This window comes from Candidatus Methanogranum gryphiswaldense, assembly GCA_019262145.1.
GTDB lineage: Archaea > Thermoplasmatota > Thermoplasmata > Methanomassiliicoccales > Methanomethylophilaceae > Methanogranum > Methanogranum gryphiswaldense.
Map to the genome: position 1 here is coordinate 57,911 of CP076745.1, position 15,482 is coordinate 73,392.

The 15,482-nt window shown below is 41.4% G+C and carries 17 protein-coding genes; 12 read left to right on the forward strand and 5 right to left on the reverse strand.

The window, feature by feature from the left end:
• The first annotated feature begins 31 nt into the window (after nt 1–31).
• The 3 genes from KRP56_00290 to ftsY are packed head-to-tail and all read left to right on the forward strand — an operon-like array spanning nt 32 to nt 1,825.
• On the forward strand, nt 32–259 hold the full coding sequence (locus tag KRP56_00290) for a 50S ribosomal protein L18a (protein UAL07743.1): 228 nt from the start codon (nt 32–34) through the stop codon (nt 257–259).
• 1 nt (nt 260) lies between these two features.
• Entirely contained in the window at nt 261–686 is a 426-nt protein-coding gene (gene pfdA / locus KRP56_00295) for a prefoldin subunit alpha (protein ID UAL07744.1), read from the forward strand.
• Nucleotides 687–688: 2 nt separating this feature from the next.
• Nucleotides 689–1,825, forward strand: coding sequence for a signal recognition particle-docking protein FtsY (gene ftsY, locus KRP56_00300; GenBank protein UAL07745.1), 1,137 nt, complete (start codon nt 689–691; stop codon nt 1,823–1,825).
• A gap of 11 nt (nt 1,826–1,836) precedes the next feature.
• Here the strand turns inward: ftsY and KRP56_00305 are convergent, their stop codons facing one another.
• The 4 genes from KRP56_00305 to KRP56_00320 form a co-directional block, all read right to left on the reverse strand.
• On the reverse strand, nt 1,837–3,057 hold the full coding sequence (locus KRP56_00305; protein UAL07746.1) for a M20 family metallo-hydrolase: 1,221 nt from the start codon (nt 3,055–3,057) through the stop codon (nt 1,837–1,839).
• 83 nt (nt 3,058–3,140) lie between these two features.
• Nucleotides 3,141–4,319: an acetyl-CoA C-acetyltransferase gene (locus KRP56_00310; GenBank protein ID UAL07747.1), complete on the reverse strand. Its 1,179-nt coding sequence runs from the start codon at nt 4,317–4,319 to the stop codon at nt 3,141–3,143.
• A 61-nt stretch (nt 4,320–4,380) separates the two neighbouring features.
• A complete protein-coding gene (locus tag KRP56_00315) occupies nt 4,381–5,706 on the reverse strand; it encodes a tRNA(Ile)(2)-agmatinylcytidine synthase (GenBank protein UAL07748.1) in 1,326 nt (441 codons plus the stop codon).
• A 31-nt stretch (nt 5,707–5,737) separates the two neighbouring features.
• The gene (locus KRP56_00320) at nt 5,738–6,052 is read right to left on the reverse strand and encodes a hypothetical protein (protein ID UAL07749.1); all 315 of its coding nucleotides are present in this window, start codon (nt 6,050–6,052) and stop codon (nt 5,738–5,740) included.
• A 351-nt stretch (nt 6,053–6,403) separates the two neighbouring features.
• Between KRP56_00320 and KRP56_00325 the strand changes: the two genes are divergently transcribed.
• Nucleotides 6,404–7,642 carry an ORC1-type DNA replication protein gene (locus KRP56_00325; GenBank protein ID UAL07750.1) on the forward strand — a complete coding sequence of 413 codons (1,239 nt, stop codon included), beginning with the start codon at nt 6,404–6,406 and terminating at the stop codon, nt 7,640–7,642.
• Nucleotides 7,643–7,706: 64 nt separating this feature from the next.
• Here KRP56_00325 and KRP56_00330 read toward each other — a convergent pair whose 3' ends face one another.
• Complete coding sequence (locus KRP56_00330; protein UAL08400.1) at nt 7,707–8,549, reverse strand: S26 family signal peptidase; 843 nt, start codon at nt 8,547–8,549, stop codon at nt 7,707–7,709.
• Nucleotides 8,550–8,622: 73 nt separating this feature from the next.
• On the opposite strand from KRP56_00330, the gene KRP56_00335 reads away from it, so the two are divergent.
• From KRP56_00335 to KRP56_00370, 8 genes are all read left to right on the forward strand, one after another.
• Nucleotides 8,623–9,105 carry a cytidine/deoxycytidylate deaminase family protein gene (locus KRP56_00335; protein UAL07751.1) on the forward strand — a complete coding sequence of 161 codons (483 nt, stop codon included), beginning with the start codon at nt 8,623–8,625 and terminating at the stop codon, nt 9,103–9,105.
• A 78-nt stretch (nt 9,106–9,183) separates the two neighbouring features.
• The gene (locus KRP56_00340) at nt 9,184–9,516 is read left to right on the forward strand and encodes a hypothetical protein (GenBank protein ID UAL07752.1); all 333 of its coding nucleotides are present in this window, start codon (nt 9,184–9,186) and stop codon (nt 9,514–9,516) included.
• A 40-nt stretch (nt 9,517–9,556) separates the two neighbouring features.
• Nucleotides 9,557–11,584, forward strand: coding sequence for a V-type ATP synthase subunit I (locus KRP56_00345; protein UAL08401.1), 2,028 nt, complete (start codon nt 9,557–9,559; stop codon nt 11,582–11,584).
• A 2-nt stretch (nt 11,585–11,586) separates the two neighbouring features.
• Nucleotides 11,587–11,811, forward strand: a complete 225-nt coding sequence (locus KRP56_00350) for an ATPase (protein UAL07753.1) — start codon at nt 11,587–11,589, stop codon at nt 11,809–11,811.
• A 16-nt stretch (nt 11,812–11,827) separates the two neighbouring features.
• On the forward strand, nt 11,828–12,385 hold the full coding sequence (locus KRP56_00355; GenBank protein ID UAL07754.1) for a hypothetical protein: 558 nt from the start codon (nt 11,828–11,830) through the stop codon (nt 12,383–12,385).
• A gap of 5 nt (nt 12,386–12,390) precedes the next feature.
• Entirely contained in the window at nt 12,391–13,446 is a 1,056-nt protein-coding gene (ahaC, locus tag KRP56_00360) for an ATP synthase A1 subunit C (GenBank protein UAL07755.1), read from the forward strand.
• Nucleotides 13,446–13,751, forward strand: a complete 306-nt coding sequence (locus KRP56_00365) for a V-type ATP synthase subunit F (GenBank protein UAL07756.1) — start codon at nt 13,446–13,448, stop codon at nt 13,749–13,751. Before ahaC ends, KRP56_00365 begins: the two co-directional genes overlap by 1 nt.
• On the forward strand, nt 13,752–15,482 hold the full coding sequence (locus KRP56_00370) for a V-type ATP synthase subunit A (GenBank protein ID UAL07757.1): 1,731 nt from the start codon (nt 13,752–13,754) through the stop codon (nt 15,480–15,482).

Sequence of the window (15,482 nt, forward strand, 5' to 3'; positions counted from 1 at the left end):
AAATATAATTCCCCGATATAGGGTAATAATAATGAAAGCATTTCGCGTAACAGGTTCATTTGCAGACCCCAGACAAAAACAGCAGAAATTTTCAGTTGAAATGTCTGGAGAGAACGAAGCCGCAGTAAGAGAGAAAGCACTTTCCACATTCGGTAGCAAACACAGGCTCAAGAGAAGACAGATCGACATCACAGAAATCACTGAGATTCCCGCTGACCAGGTCATAAGCCACGTAGTGAAATACGATATCGGTGAGTGAGATGGAAGATGGTGAGCTCCGTCAGGCGATGGCGGTCCTTGAATCCTACAACAAACAACTGGAATCGCTAGGCCGCCAAGCACAAGTGCTCCAAGCATCAATGGATGACATACTCAGAGCACGTGAGACCCTTAAAGCCTTGAAGGATGCCAAGGAAGGCGACGAAGTACTTCTTCCAATCGGAGCCTCATCTTACATAAATGTCAATGTATCGGCAAAAACAAAAGTAATTGTAAATGTTGGAAATCGCGTTTCTATCGAAAAGACGATCGACGAGGCCATTGAATTTGCAGTCGCCACCGGAAACGAGTGCTCAGATACTCTTAAAAATGCAGTTAATGCCATGGGAGAGATCGAATGTTTAGCTAACGACCTCACAATGGCCATACAGAATGAGTACCGCAACAAACAACAGAAAGGTCAGTGAAGATGTTCGATTCGCTTAAATCCAAGCTTAAAAATGTTTTTCATAAATCAGAAAAGCTGGATTCAGAGAAATTATACGAACAACCAACAGATGAACCAGCGAAACCTGAGAAAGTTCCTTCCAAAGACGAAACTTTAATTCAAATTTCTGAAATTCCGACCCCCTTAACAGAAGATAAAACTGTCTCTAGGAAGGAACAGATAAAATTGGATAAACAGAAGAGAACAGATACTAAACCCGATAAAAAATCGTCTACTGATTCCAAATATTCCACAGATAAAATGGTCGGAGACAGTGGAAAAAAAATCAAAGAAGATCCTCTGGACGATATTCTTGACGAACTTGAATTAGCACTTTTAGAATCCGACGTCGCATACCCTGTGGTCCAAGAAGTGATCCTCGGTGTGCGCGACAATCTTGTAAATAAGAAATACAGCCGGGAATTCACCCTCGAACAGGTTGTCGAAACAGCTGTAAAAGAATCCGTCAGAAGTGTTCTAACGGTCAATGAATTCGATTTCAAAAAATGGATAAATGAACAGACCAGACCAACTGTGATAATGTTCATCGGTATCAACGGCACAGGAAAAACCACAGCAATAGCCAAGATTGCAAATATGCTTCAAAAAGATGGCAAAAGTGTTGTTATGGCCGCATGTGATACATTTAGAGCTGGGGCAATCGAACAACTCTCTGTGCACGCTGACAGACTCAATGTAAAAATAGTCAAGCAGGCACAGGACGCAGATCCGGCCGCTGTTGCATATGATGCAATAGAACACGCAAAATCAAAAAGAAGAGATGTCGTACTCATAGATACTGCTGGACGTATGCAGACAAATAATAATCTCATTGATGAGATGAAAAAGATTGCGCGTGTTTCCAAACCAGCATTGAAGATCTTTGTCGGTGATGCCCTCGCAGGCAATGATGCGATCGAACAGGCAAAGGTTTTTGATGACGCAGTAGGAATCGATGCTGTGATCCTGACAAAGATCGACACAGATGCAAAGGGTGGTGCAGCACTTTCTATTGCACACACCATCGGAAAACCTATTGCTTTTGTATGCAACGGCCAAGGTTACGATGATATAGAGCAATTCAATGCAGACTGGATGCTTGAAAGACTTTTTGAATGATCATTTCAAGATCATACACACAATTTGTAAAGCAAAGTGGCAAACACCTTTGCATCTATTACGATGCTATCAATAGGAACGTACTCGTTCGGTCCATGAAGTGTTCCTCCTCCATATTCCCACACATATGCATCATATCCCCTTTCTCTGAAGAAGTTAGCACATGTAGCCCCACCGACACCGATCGCCTTTGGTCTAACGCCCACAACGGATTCTATCGAATCAGAAAGTGCGACAAAGATCTCTGAATCTGTAGAAGACATCTTTCCAGATTTGTGCCTCTGAACCTCTGTAACGTGTATGTGTGAGCCGGTCCTGCGTTCATATTCCCTGGATAACTCAACCACAGACGCCTTGATATCATCCAGATCGTACTTGGGAATGACCCGGATGTCCATATAGAACTCGAACTTTCCAGGGATTGTATTTACATTCAGAGAAGTAATCTCATTCTTGGTCGGTTCAAACGTTGACATTGCAGGATCAAACAATGGATCGGTCTCGTTGAACTCTCTTGCAAGCTTACTCATAAGTTCTGATAGGAAAAAAGTACCGACGCGGAATGCGTTCTGTCCTTTATTTGGAGTGGATCCGTGTGTTGTCTTCCCAATGACCTCGAATTTAAGCCATATGAGATTTTTCTCAGAAACCTCTATCATGGAGCCTCCTGGAATCCCCCAATCTGGAACGATAAATACATCATCCTCGGAAAAATAGCCATGATTTAGAAGATACTCTATTCCCATGCGACTCGTAGTTTCTTCATCAGCGACATATGCGATGCCGATTGATTTTTTTGAAAGTATATCTGCTGGAATAAATTTTGATGCGAACATGGAAGAAAGTACGGCCTGACCATTATCTTCTGTGCCGCGCCCATATATCTTTCCATCTTTAACAACGGCCTTAAATGGATCTGTATCCCAATCATCCAAATTACCAGCGGGAACGGTATCCATATGTGCAACGATCCATACAGTGCCTTTGCCCTCGCCGTTCTTTTTCGCCAAGATATTGGATCTTTTTATTAAGGGATTATTTTCGTCGAGAACGTCTATACGTTGAATTGAATCATATCCTACCAAACACCTTTGGAGCATGTCTGCTCTCTTACTTTCGCCAATACCTCCATTTTCAGGAGCCATTGCAGGTATTCCAATCATTTCGGACATGACCTTGACGATGTCCTTACGGGAGCCTTCGATATTCTCCAGAACAGCGTTCAATTCCATGGTCATCCTAATCCAACTGAGTGTTCATATATTCTTTGATGAATAATAAAAAAGGGTAATGGGGGTTGTACCCCCTTGAAATTTTAATATCTGCGGACGATCATTGTGACTGCATTTCCGCCACCAAGACAGAGTGTTGCGAGTCCTGTATCCAAATTGCGATCATGAAGTGCATATATCAATGTTGTAAGAACACGTGCTCCAGAACATCCTATCGGGTGTCCGAGGGCGATTGCTCCTCCATTGACATTGAATGCCTCATCTGGAACATTCAGCTCTTTCTTTACTGCACATGATGCTGTGGCAAATGCCTCGTTGTGTTCGAATAAATCGATATCGTCGATCGTCATCTCTGCCTTCTTGAGCACATGTTTAGTTGTGGGTATAGGTGCTTCCATAATGTATTCAGGTTTCACACCACGCTCTCCATAGGCCACGATCTCTGCAATGGGTTTAATGCCGTGTTCCTCTGCCCATGATCTTGAAGTAATGATACACGCGGCTGCTCCATCACTTAGCTGTGAAGAATTACCAGCTGTAACAACACCGTCTTTTTTGAAGACAGGCTTTAATTTTGCAAGTGATTCCAAAGTAGTATCCGCTCTGACTCCTTCATCTTTATTGAATATTATGTCCCCTTTCTTATCTGGGACTACAACGGGGACGATCTCTTTATCGAATTTACCTTCAGCCTGCGCTTTCGCGGCTTTCAAATTACTTTCATAAGATATCTTGTCTGCATCTTCTCTCTTGACATTGAATCTCTCGGCTACAATTTCTCCGGTGAATCCCATGTGTTGATTGTTGAATATGTCCCAAAGACCGTCATGAACCATTGTGTCGACCATAGGTTGGTCATTCATTTTGAGTCCCCATCTAACACCATTTAAGAGGTATGGAACATTCGACATGCTTTCCATTCCCCCGGTAGCAATAACACTATACTCGCCGGCTTTGATGGCGTCTGCTGCATTCATTACAGATTTCAATCCTGACCCGCACACAGCATTGACTGTGTATGAACCAATCTCTACTGGGAGATTTGCACCGATCGCTGCCTGCCTCGCAGGGTTCTGACCAAGACCGGTGGAAAGAACATTACCCATTATGCACTCCTCGATATCCGTGGTCTTGATTCCAGCCCTCTTTATCGCTTCATTGAGAGCAACAGACCCGAGTTGTGTTGCTTTGATACCGGTTAATGCCTTTCCATATTTGCCTATAGGCGTCCTTGCTGCGCTTATTATTACTGCATCTTCCATAACGTACACCTCATTTCTGAGAATGGAGTAAACTCGAAAATACAATATATATTACTGTCGGTCATTGACTTCGGCAATTAACGAAATCAATTGGCTGTTCTTCCCCCATTCTCTTGAGTGGTTTTGATAAATGACGTCTTGCAGAAGTTGGAGGTTCATACCAACCCGTAACCATCCCTCTTTTTGATTTTATAATTACTGGATCCTTTGCTCTAGTATGACATTTCTTACAACGAAAATCTTGTCCGGTTCCTGCTGAACCCATAGTTCTACCACAAACAGAACAAATTGGATTGGACACTTTTTCAAAACTTTCTACGACCTTTAACACATGGATCTTTTCTATGTTCAAGGTCCTCGGATCCTCTCTCAATTCTCCCATCACTCCGATCTTGTCACCTATGCGTAGATTATCGAGAACATAACGGAATTCCTTTGACGGTTCATAAGCACCGCATGTTATTCTACCATATCTTGTGATGATGTCAATAAAAACATGTCCGCCTTTAATGTGTTCAGATAAAGAGGTCACCTGACCTTCAAAATAATAGGATTGATTTGGAATCAATATTTTAGGATTATAAATTATATGATCGTCAGTACCTTGATTTGTAAGAAATATTACCCACCTATCAAGAGATTCTGTCTTGATCATTTTATATCCTTTTATCAGATCGTCTGGAATATCTCCTCTGAATCCATACATCACCGGGCACGGAGTGGAAGGGACCATGGCAACTTTCTCTGCCCTATCCTCCCAACTATTGAAAGATGTGCTAATGCAATGCTCAGCATCTCTTATGCTAAGGGGGTCGTATATGCGCTTGGTACCCCATCTTTCCCTTGGCCTATATGTCAATAATTCATATGTACTGTCGCGAGGCCTCCAGGCCATGCCACAGATGCACCCGATAACACCTCTTCCGTTACCAATCTCAAATTTTTTTGCACCTATTCTTAAGATCTCATCTTCTATGATCTGCCGGTCCATGATGGTCCTCACACCATTCCAATAAAAACATTGAGATGGCTTATTTTTTGAAAGTATCAATCCGGGATCCGCTGTCGGTTCATGATTTTTTTCGATAAGGGGAATTATTCTTCTAAGTAGATCGTTTTCGTTCGGTTCAAATGATTTCATTCTATCAAAACAATATATGTCACGACCACCAATATTACCAATCAATCTCTTATTTCCAATACCTTTTCCAAATCTCATTATCAACGAGCCATTTCCCCTTGTTTTCCAAGGAGTTGCTGGATTTAAACGAACAAGTCTGGGATTGCCTATTAGATCGAGATCATTCAGTTCTCTGATTATCTCAGTTGCCAAAAATGTGGTACAGTTTCCTTCTGTTGAGTCTGTATCATCCACTGCAACGTACATGTATAAGACTAATTCATCAATATATTATATTTTATTCTAAGGTAACAAATTTCATTGAACTTACAAAAAATATAGAACCATCATCAGAAAATTTGCCATCGATCTCATATGAACCTACGTCTGGCTCATATTTATAATAACATTTGATTATTAAACAATCTGTTTTTTGAAATTGAAAAGTATAACCATTGGAAGATTTGTTTATATCATATACAATTCCGTAAATATTCTCATTTTCTATTTTTATTTGTTCTTTTTCATTTGAAACAACGAACAATGATAACATAATTATTAATGAAATTGAAATACACATTAAAAAATATTTATCTTTTATTATTTCACTCATAAATCAAAATATTTTTTGTAAATAATCAAATGAGTCATTACAATTATATTTAATGCCCCCCACCCCTCCATTTCCACTGCATCATAGAAGTGGTATTGATAATATTTAAAATTAAAAAAAGTTTGATCTTAAGATAACTTTCCAATAGCGAAAAGTAATAAAACAAAGGCTACAATCCCAAGAATGCAACCTCCGATAACTAACCATCCTTTCATAGTTCTATCTCCTAAGGTATTGAAAGGTAATACTCATTCAGTTATAAAATAGATGTACTCAAAATCAATCAACAAAAAACAAATCATTATAATCTTTGGATAAATACGTATTCCATCGGAAAGAGTGGTTGTACAAATGGAAAAGGAAAAATCAATTTTTGAAAAATATATGGAAAGAAGAAATATTCTAATAAAAAATAGAAATATTCTTCAATCGTCCTTTATTCCAGACCAACTTCCTCACAGAGACATACAAATAAATCAAATTGCAGAAATATTAGCACCTTCATTAAATAAAGATAAACCATCTAATATCTTGATATATGGTAAAACTGGAACAGGAAAAACCGCAGTTTTAAACTATATTGGAAAAGAATTAAAAAAAGCCGATCCTGATGAAAAAAATTGTAGTTATATTTACATAAATTGTGAAGTCGTGGATACGCCATCTGGAATTTTATATAATATATCAAATCAAATAATCACTGAATTTAATAGAAAAATTCCATTTACAGGTTGGGCTTTAGATAAAATTTATTATGAATTATCAAATTATATTGATGAAAAAGACAAAGTATTCATTATAGTACTTGATGAAATAGATAGATCTTTTAAGAAAAATGGTGACGATATATTTTATTTCCTTACAACAATGAATGAAATTCTTAAAAAATCAAGAGTTTCAATTATAGGCATTACAAATAATTCAAAATTCACTGAATTGCTTACAACAAAAATAAAAAGTAGATTAGGTGAAGAAAAAATAGTTTTCAATCCATATAATTCTTCAGAATTACAAGATATTCTTTATGATAGAGCAAAAGAAGCTTTTGATGTAGATGTTCTTGATTTTGCAGTAATACCTTATTGTGCAGCATTATCAGCTCAAGATTCAGGTGATGCTAGGAAAGCTTTAGATTTTCTTAGAATTGCAGCAGATATCGCAGAAAGAAATGGAGATTCGATTGTAACTGAAGCACATGTTAATTTTGCACGTGAAAAAATTGAATTTGATGCAGTTGTTGAAGTAATGAATACAATAACAAATCAATCAAAAACAGTTTTAATGAGTATTATTAAAAATTTTGAAAGTAATAATAAAAAGATGACAACTGGTGATGTATATACTACATATAGAGAAATTTGTTCTATGATCAATCTTCCTATTTTAACTCAAAGAAGAGTTGCTGGTTTGATATCAGAATTAGATATGTTAGGTATTATTCATGCCCAAGTTAAATCATTAGGAAGAAATGGAAGAACCAAAGAATTTTCATTGAATATTAATCAAGATATAATTGAGAAATTTGTAAGGGATTCTCTTTTTGAACCATTGGTAAATTATAGACCTACAAAACAAACAACACTTATGTAATCTAATCTAAATTTGATTTGATTTAGTGTTCATAGGTTACAATGGAAATGGAGGGGTGGGGGTCTCATTTATTATTACGTCTTTTGTAATATTTTGAAAATTCATGATAATTGTATATTGAGCTAATTGCAATAATTGAAAGAATAATTGAAAATGCTGATATTATCATACAAGGAATTGAGTTTGGAACCCACGTATCGATAACTGTATTTTTACCATTACTGATCAACTTAATTATTCCGCCCCAAGGAATTTCAATCCATGCAACAGAATTGATTTGATTCTCAGTAACAAGGCCTATTACTATGGTCAATTGATCAAAATAAGAGTTATCTGAATTATCTCCCATCGTAAGATATCCACTGTGAGGGGCTTTTACTGCAAGTTGATCTAAATCAATAGAAACAACTTTGGAACTATAACCAACATCATATAATGTCAATGTTCCACTAAGATCATTCCAGTCAGAACTTCCGGTGCAAGACCAGAGATTACTACTATAATCTGATAAAGAATAGGCACTCCAATGTCCTGTATCCTCATTATAATCAAGCCAAAGGATTAGACGGTGGATTATGGGATTGGCGGTCGTCGAATTGTCCCTTTCATAAACAACAACAGTACCGTATTCACCAAAAGACGAAACACTTGTCTTCGAGCCCTCTACATATGTTATCAAGTGTCCATATGTATCTTTGTCCGTGTTGTCCTTTGTTTTTAATATGACCATGTCTCCAGTATCTATGAGACCTATCTGTGAAGTATGGGAATGCTGCATGCTTTGAGATTCGATGTTTGTAAAAGTCGGATTTACGTCGGACTCATACTGTATGTAACCGTACAATCCACCTACGACAAGAATTGTGACCATTAGGATCGCAATTGATTCTTTCGTATCCTTCTTCATCATCATCAGATATTACATTTTGGATTATAACTTATTCCTAAAACCAATTATAGAATTAGTGTGATGCGGTATCATGAACAGGCCTTCCAATGACCAATATTTCATGTCAATGGCACATCTCGTCTCTTCTAGGTCCACATGTGTCAGAAGGATGGTTGGAGCAGTAATTGTAAAGGATAAACATATACTCTCTACAGGTTACAACGGAGCTCCCAAGGGCACGCGCCATTGTGTTGAGATGGGATGTATAAGAGAACAATTAAAAATTCCATCTGGTACCAGACATGAATTATGCAGGGGGGTACATGCAGAACAGAATGCTGTAGCCCAGGCAGCATATTTTGGAGTGAGTGTAAATGGAGCCACCGTGTATACCACTACCTTTCCATGTTCAATGTGTGCGAAGATCTTAATTAATTCCGGCATTGTGGAAATTGTATATGATTCTGGATATATTGACGATCTTTCAAAAGAATTGCTCTCTGAAACCAATGTAGAAATACGTCATTTTTCATTAAATGACGAAAAAGATCAAAACAGTATTCCTTTAATATAATAAAATAATCAAAAGAAAGCATTACGTTTAAGTAAGGTCAAAGGATATCGCATCCCGCAAATAGTCGGGGAGTGTAAATTGAGCCGAACTGACATACTTTCGGAAATTAAAGAGGCTGAAGCGAAAGCGGACGCCAAGGTCGTACAGGCCGAGGCAAATAAAAAGGACGCGATTGCAGAAGCTCGCAGAGATTCTGTCAAGAGAATTCAGAACGCTGAAGCAGAGATGCGCAGTACTTATGAATCCGCAATGGCAAAGGAAAGAGGGATACTTGAGAATGAGAGGGCTGTAAAGCTTGCCGTAGGCGAGAAAGAAGCCGCTTCTATCGAGTCCTCTTCCAAGAGAAAGAGCAAGGAAGTCAATGATTTTCTTAAAAAGAAGTTTGAGGAGATCATAAATGTCACTTCCTGAGTCGATGAGTAGGATTGTGATTGTGGGTACCAAATCACACATGGATGAGGCCGTAGAGGCCTTCTACAGAGTGAAGGCACTCCACTTGATCGATCATACCACCGGCGCGGACGGACTCTCTATTGGGTCTACTGTGTCTACTAACGTAAAAGCATCTGAAAGGTTGCTTAAAGTTAGGGCCATGGAAAAAGAGCTTGGTATAAACAAACATACCGAGACCTCTAAAGTTCCAGTAGATGAGATCAAAGGTCAGATCAAAGCTGACAGCGTCGAAAATGCCGAGAACGAAATAATGAAAGTTCTCGACAAAAGGAATGATCTTAGTCAAAGAATCACTGAGTTAAACTCTAAGAAGAAGAACTTGGAGCTTCTCGCACCGATCCCTGTGGATCTTGACCTATATTCTGGGTACAAGACCATCACATCGATCGTCGGTTCTGTTGCCGAGGATCCCACCGAGGTCTTGAGAACGATGAATGACATCGAATATTTTGTCTCCTTCAAAAAGAAGGAGGGCGGTGTCGTCGCGGTCTTTATGAGGACAGCGGAGAGGGATAAGATTTCAGCAGTACTCGCTGATTTCGAATTCACGGAGGTGTCCGTTCCTGAGGGAAGGGGCTCCATAAGTGAGAATATCGCGTTAACAGACGAAAAACTGGCGGACCTCACCGTTCAGTTGAATTCGGTCGAGAAAGAAATCGAAGTTCTTCAGATGAAACATAAAACCTTCCTGAGAGCATCAGATGAACAGTTATCTATCGAGATTGAGAAAGGGGAATTCCCTCTCAAGGTCGCGATTACAGAATACTCGTACATCATGGATGCATGGGTTCCGACGAAGAAACTCGAGACAGTAATGAATGAGCTCGAGTCCAAACTTGGAAAAGATGTATACGTGGAATTCCAGGAAACTCGTGGTAGAAGTATGCACGAGACTGAGGAAGTTGAGGATAGATACAAGACCGTTCCGACTAAATTCAATAATGGAACAATTGCGAAGGAATTCGAGTATCCAACCAAATTGGTATCGATACCGAAATATCAGGAGATCGATCCGTCGATCCTCATAATGATCTTCCTTCCAATGATGTTTGGATTTATGATCGGAGACTGCGGATACGCGATTCCCTTCATTATTTTGGGAGCGTATGGATTAAAAGTAACACATCATAAAGACTGGCGCGCCATCGCTACGGTATTGTTCTTCGGAGGCATATGGTCATTCGTCTTTGGATTCTTCTTCTTTGGAGAAGCCCTTGGAATGCACTTTGTCACAGAAGATTTCGAGAATACAATATGGGGTGGCGGGGTCAATGTAACTTGGGACCATCTGTTGGGAGTAACATTCCCTGCATGGTTCAGTGGATTGCTTCCATTCGGCCACGGAGTTGGAAAATTGGAAGCTGTTACATTGCTTCTCAAATTGTCAGTCTACATAGGAATTGTACACCTTTTGATCGGTTATTTCTGCGGATATTACAACAAGTATATCCAGCACGGCAACAAAGAAGCCTTTGTTGAAAAAGGAGGATGGATCTTATCATTCGTTGGTATGGTAGTTCTCTGTTTCGTGCTTACGCAGGTGATGATCGTCGAAGATGCATCCGTTGTGATACGTGGTACGCAGGTTTATATTGTGACCGCGATCGGATTTATTCTGCTTATCGCTGGAGTTGCAATAAACTTTAAGAGAGAGAAGGCGCAGTCGATCCTGGAACTTCCAGGAATGATAGGAAATATTCTTTCCTATACTCGTTTGGCCGCTATCGGTATGTCTAAGGCTGGTATGGCTTTGGCATTCAACTATATAGTGTTCGATATGATCATGTCGATACAGACTGGGACACCGGGAATACTTATGATTATCATAGGTCTTCTTTTGTTCTCGTTCCTTCACTTGGTTATATGGACACTGGCCATCTTGTCGGGAGGATTGCACGCATTAAGGTTGCAGTTCGTCGAGTTGATGACCAAATTCTTCGAGGGTAATGGAATAGAATATTCGCCCCTGAAGGTAAAACGCAATAAAACAATTTTAACTACAGAAAATACTAATAAAGAGGTATAAAAATGACAGACGTTGGAACAGGACTTATTGCAATTGGAGCAGGACTTGCAGTCGGACTTACGGGTCTCGGTGCGGGTATGGCAGAGAAAGATGTCGGAGCAGCAGCAGTCGGTGCTATCACCGAGAACGAGGCTCTCTTCGGTAAAGCGATGATATTCATGGTTCTCCCTGAGACAATCGTTATCTTTGGTCTCGTTATCGCAATCATGGCAATCTTCGTAATGTAAGTCGAGAGGCCCTTCCATGGCACTTGACAACGTAACGAAGGAGATAGTCGCATCCGCCGACACAAAAGTCGCCGAGATCACAGTCCAGCAAACAGCTGAACTTAAGAAGATCCAGGCAGAGGCAGATGCAGCTATCTCCGAAATGAAAGAAAAAGAGGACAAAAAGCTCAAAGAAGCAATTGAGCTTCTCAAACGCCAGGAGCTTTCCAGTGCAGATCTGGAGAGTAAAAAAATCGTCCTGTCGAAGAAAAAAGAGATCCTCGCCAAGGCATTCGAGACGGCACTCAATGACCTCGAGTCTGCATCCAGCGAAGAAAAGCTGAAGCAGTATCGGGAGATGGTTGAGTCAGCAAAGACTGTTATCGATAAGCCTAAGGCATTCATTTCAAAGAATGATAAGTTCACTGCAAGTCAGTTGAAAGTATCATCCGTTGAAGTGGATACGAGGATCCGTGCTGGCATCATTCTTCAAAGTGAAGATGGTACCATCGAGGTCGACATGCAATATGAGACCCTTCTTCAGACGATCTGGGACCGCGAGATCAAAACTTTGTCAGACATTCTATTTGGGTGAGACATATGTTTAGGCGCAGCGGAAAGAAAGGCAACTATGCGTATACTGTCGCTAGAGTTAAGGCCAAAAAGTCCCTCCTGATGAAAGAAGAGGATTACAACAAGATGCTAATGATGTCTGTACCGGAGATTTCCCGTTATATCAGCGAGTCAGGTTATCAAAAAGAGATGACCGATCTCGCGGGTAAATATACGGGGCTAAATCTCCTGGAACATGCGACCTATGGTAGCATGGCAGGGATCTTCGGCGATATCCTCTCGGCTTCTCAGGGTGAGTTGAAGGACATGGTTTCTGCATATCTCGCTAAGTGGGATTACTGGAACCTGAAGGTCATACTCCGCGGAAAGTCATACGGTCTTGGTGCTGACGGAATCAAGGAAGATCTTGTTCCAGCCGGCAGCCTCAGCGCCGAAGATTTGGATAAACTCATCTCTTACGAATCCGAGGACGATATCCTTGCCGGTTTCTCCGCAATGGTACATGTTACAATCCCTTCTGAGACGATCACTGCGTTCAAAGCAGGTAAGAATCTTGGAATTATCGAGGATTATCTTGACAAGTGCTACTACGCAAACCTGATAGGAAGCATCAACCCCCGTTCAAGACCTGAATTGCTCTTCCTGAATTATGTTAGGCAGGAGATCGATATCAAGAATCTGGAAACCATTCTCAAGCTTAAACTTGAAGGAATCCACGGAGAGGCTGCAATGCAGTACTTCATTCCCGGAGGGAAGCAGATTGACACGAAGCTTGCGACACAGCTTGCTAATGCAGAGACCATCGATGCAGCAATGACTGACATCGGGCAACTCGATTTCTTCGAGAGCATCAAAGAAGGTCTTGAATCTAGCACGTCCTCGCTTATGGGCGTCGCTGTCGGTATGAGAAAGTATGAGACAGATCAGGCAAAGAAGTTCTCACATCTGTATCCCTTGTCAGTCATCCCGGTGATTGATTTCATGCTCAACAAAGAGAAGGAAGTCAAGAACATAAGGATAATAGCAAGAGGTACCGATAGCGGATTAGACAAAGATGCAATCAAACAACTACTGGTGATCTAATGCAAATAGCGGTTATAGGAAGCGATGAGTTCGTTCTCGGTTTCAGATTAGCTGGACTGAGACGTGTTTTTATCGCTGACAAGAACAACTACCAGGGAATGATGGCGGAGGCAATGGCCGATAAGAACATAGGGATCCTTGCCGTCGATGCCAAAGACCTGGAGTATCTTCCCGCTAACGTTAGGGCCAAGGTAACGGATTCGATCCAACCAGTGGTCGTACCGGTAGGCGGAGACGAGAGCGACCTTCGTGAGAAGGTAAAAAGAGCGATTGGCGTTGATTTATACAAAACAGAGGATGAATAAATGAGCACTAAAGGTGTAATTTACAGAGTCGCAGGACCTGTCGTGACCGCCACAGGGATCTCGCCCAAGATGTACGATGTCGTACATGTTGGTAACGAGCAACTGATGGGAGAGGTCATTAAGATCGTCGGCGACTATTCTATCATCCAGGTTTACGAGGATACCTCCGGCATAAAACCCGGAGAACCTGTTACAAATACAGGACTTCCTCTTGTTGCGGAATTAGGACCCGGACTTCTGGCATCGGTTTACGATGGAATCCAGAGGCCCCTCCCTGTACTCAGGGAGAAGATGGGAGATTTCATCTTCCGTGGTGTCGCAGCACCTGGACTCGACAGAGACAAAAAATGGGAGTTCACTCCCGTTGTTAAGAAAGGAGAAGAGGTTGAGGCTGGCCATGTACTTGGTACAGTTATGGAAGGAACAATGCTTCACAAGATCATGGTTCCTCCTGCAATCAAGAAAGGAACAGTTACTGAGATCAAACATGGAATGTTCACTGTGGAGGACACAATTGCTGTCATCAATGGTGTTAATGTTCAGATGATGCAGAAATGGCCAGTCCGTGTACCAAGGCCTGTTTCTGACAAATATCAGCCTGATGTTCCACTGGTCACAGGACTCAGGGTTCTTGATACGATGTTCCCCCTTGCAAAAGGAGGAGCAGCTGCAGTTCCCGGTGCATTCGGTACTGGAAAAACAGTTACTCAACAGTCCCTCGCAAAGTATTCTGATGCACAAATAGTTGTATACATCGGATGCGGAGAGAGGGGAAACGAGATGACAGAGGTTCTTACAGAGTTCCCAGAGCTGGTCGATCCTAAGACCGGACAGTCTTTGATGAACAGAACAGTACTGATCGCCAACACCTCCAACATGCCTGTAGCTGCAAGAGAAGCTTCCGTTTATACGGGAATGACCATTGCAGAGTACTATAGAGACATGGGATATGATGTCGCACTCATGGCAGACTCCACTTCAAGGTGGGCAGAGGCAATGCGTGAGATTTCGTCCAGGTTGGAAGAGATGCCTGGTGAGGAAGGTTACCCCGCGTATCTTTCCGGACGTCTTTCCGAGTTCTATGAGCGTGCTTGCCGTGCAAAGACACTAGCAGGGGAGAATGGATCGATCTCAGTCATCGGTGCGGTTTCACCTGCAGGCGGAGACCTTTCTGAGCCTGTTACGCAGAACACTCTGCGTATCGTCCGTGTCTTCTGGGCATTGGATACAAAACTCAGAGAGAGAAGGCACTTCCCAACAATCAATTGGTTGACGTCTTACACAATGTATGACAAACAGCTCGCTGGTTGGTACAAGGAGAATGTCGGTCAGGATTTCCCTGCACTTAAGGCATGGGCCATGAAGACCTTGCAGAAAGAGTCCGAACTTCAGGAAGTCGTTCAGATGGTCGGTTCCGATTCTCTGCCCGATGAGCAGAAGATAACACTCGAGGTCTCCAAGATGATCCGTGAGATCTATCTGCAGCAGAACGCATACCACCCGGTCGATTGTTTCTGCCCTCTCAACAGACAGTACGTAATGATGAAACTCATCAAAAAGTACTCAGAACTCGCAGAGAAGGCACTTGTTGCAGGTGTGTCGGTTGATAAGATCGCATACATCCCAGCAAGGCAGAGGTTCAACCAGGCCAAATACGAAGAGAATGTCGACGCAGAGCTCGAGGCTGTCAACAAAGACTTTGACACTCAGTTCGCAGCATTAGGAGTGTAA

Bases quoted from the DNA above. Each gene is read 5' to 3' on its own strand.
- KRP56_00355 (UAL07754.1), top strand. From the start codon at position 11,828: ATGGCACTTGACAACGTAACGAAGGAGATAGTCGCATCCGCCGACACA.
- KRP56_00350 (UAL07753.1), top strand. From the start codon at position 11,587: ATGACAGACGTTGGAACAGGACTTATTGCAATTGGAGCAGGACTTGCA.
- KRP56_00335 (UAL07751.1), top strand. From the start codon at position 8,623: ATGAACAGGCCTTCCAATGACCAATATTTCATGTCAATGGCACATCTC.
- KRP56_00370 (UAL07757.1), top strand. From the start codon at position 13,752: ATGAGCACTAAAGGTGTAATTTACAGAGTCGCAGGACCTGTCGTGACC.
- pfdA (UAL07744.1), top strand. From the start codon at position 261: ATGGAAGATGGTGAGCTCCGTCAGGCGATGGCGGTCCTTGAATCCTAC.
- KRP56_00305 (UAL07746.1), bottom strand. From the start codon at position 3,057: ATGGAATTGAACGCTGTTCTGGAGAATATCGAAGGCTCCCGTAAGGAC.
- KRP56_00325 (UAL07750.1), top strand. From the start codon at position 6,404: ATGGAAAAGGAAAAATCAATTTTTGAAAAATATATGGAAAGAAGAAAT.
- KRP56_00290 (UAL07743.1), top strand. From the start codon at position 32: ATGAAAGCATTTCGCGTAACAGGTTCATTTGCAGACCCCAGACAAAAA.
- ftsY (UAL07745.1), top strand. From the start codon at position 689: ATGTTCGATTCGCTTAAATCCAAGCTTAAAAATGTTTTTCATAAATCA.
- ahaC (UAL07755.1), top strand. From the start codon at position 12,391: ATGTTTAGGCGCAGCGGAAAGAAAGGCAACTATGCGTATACTGTCGCT.
- KRP56_00320 (UAL07749.1), bottom strand. From the start codon at position 6,052: ATGAGTGAAATAATAAAAGATAAATATTTTTTAATGTGTATTTCAATT.
- KRP56_00345 (UAL08401.1), top strand. From the start codon at position 9,557: ATGGATGAGGCCGTAGAGGCCTTCTACAGAGTGAAGGCACTCCACTTG.
- KRP56_00315 (UAL07748.1), bottom strand. From the start codon at position 5,706: ATGTACGTTGCAGTGGATGATACAGACTCAACAGAAGGAAACTGTACC.
- KRP56_00310 (UAL07747.1), bottom strand. From the start codon at position 4,319: ATGGAAGATGCAGTAATAATAAGCGCAGCAAGGACGCCTATAGGCAAA.
- KRP56_00330 (UAL08400.1), bottom strand. From the start codon at position 8,549: ATGAAGAAGGATACGAAAGAATCAATTGCGATCCTAATGGTCACAATT.
- KRP56_00365 (UAL07756.1), top strand. From the start codon at position 13,446: ATGCAAATAGCGGTTATAGGAAGCGATGAGTTCGTTCTCGGTTTCAGA.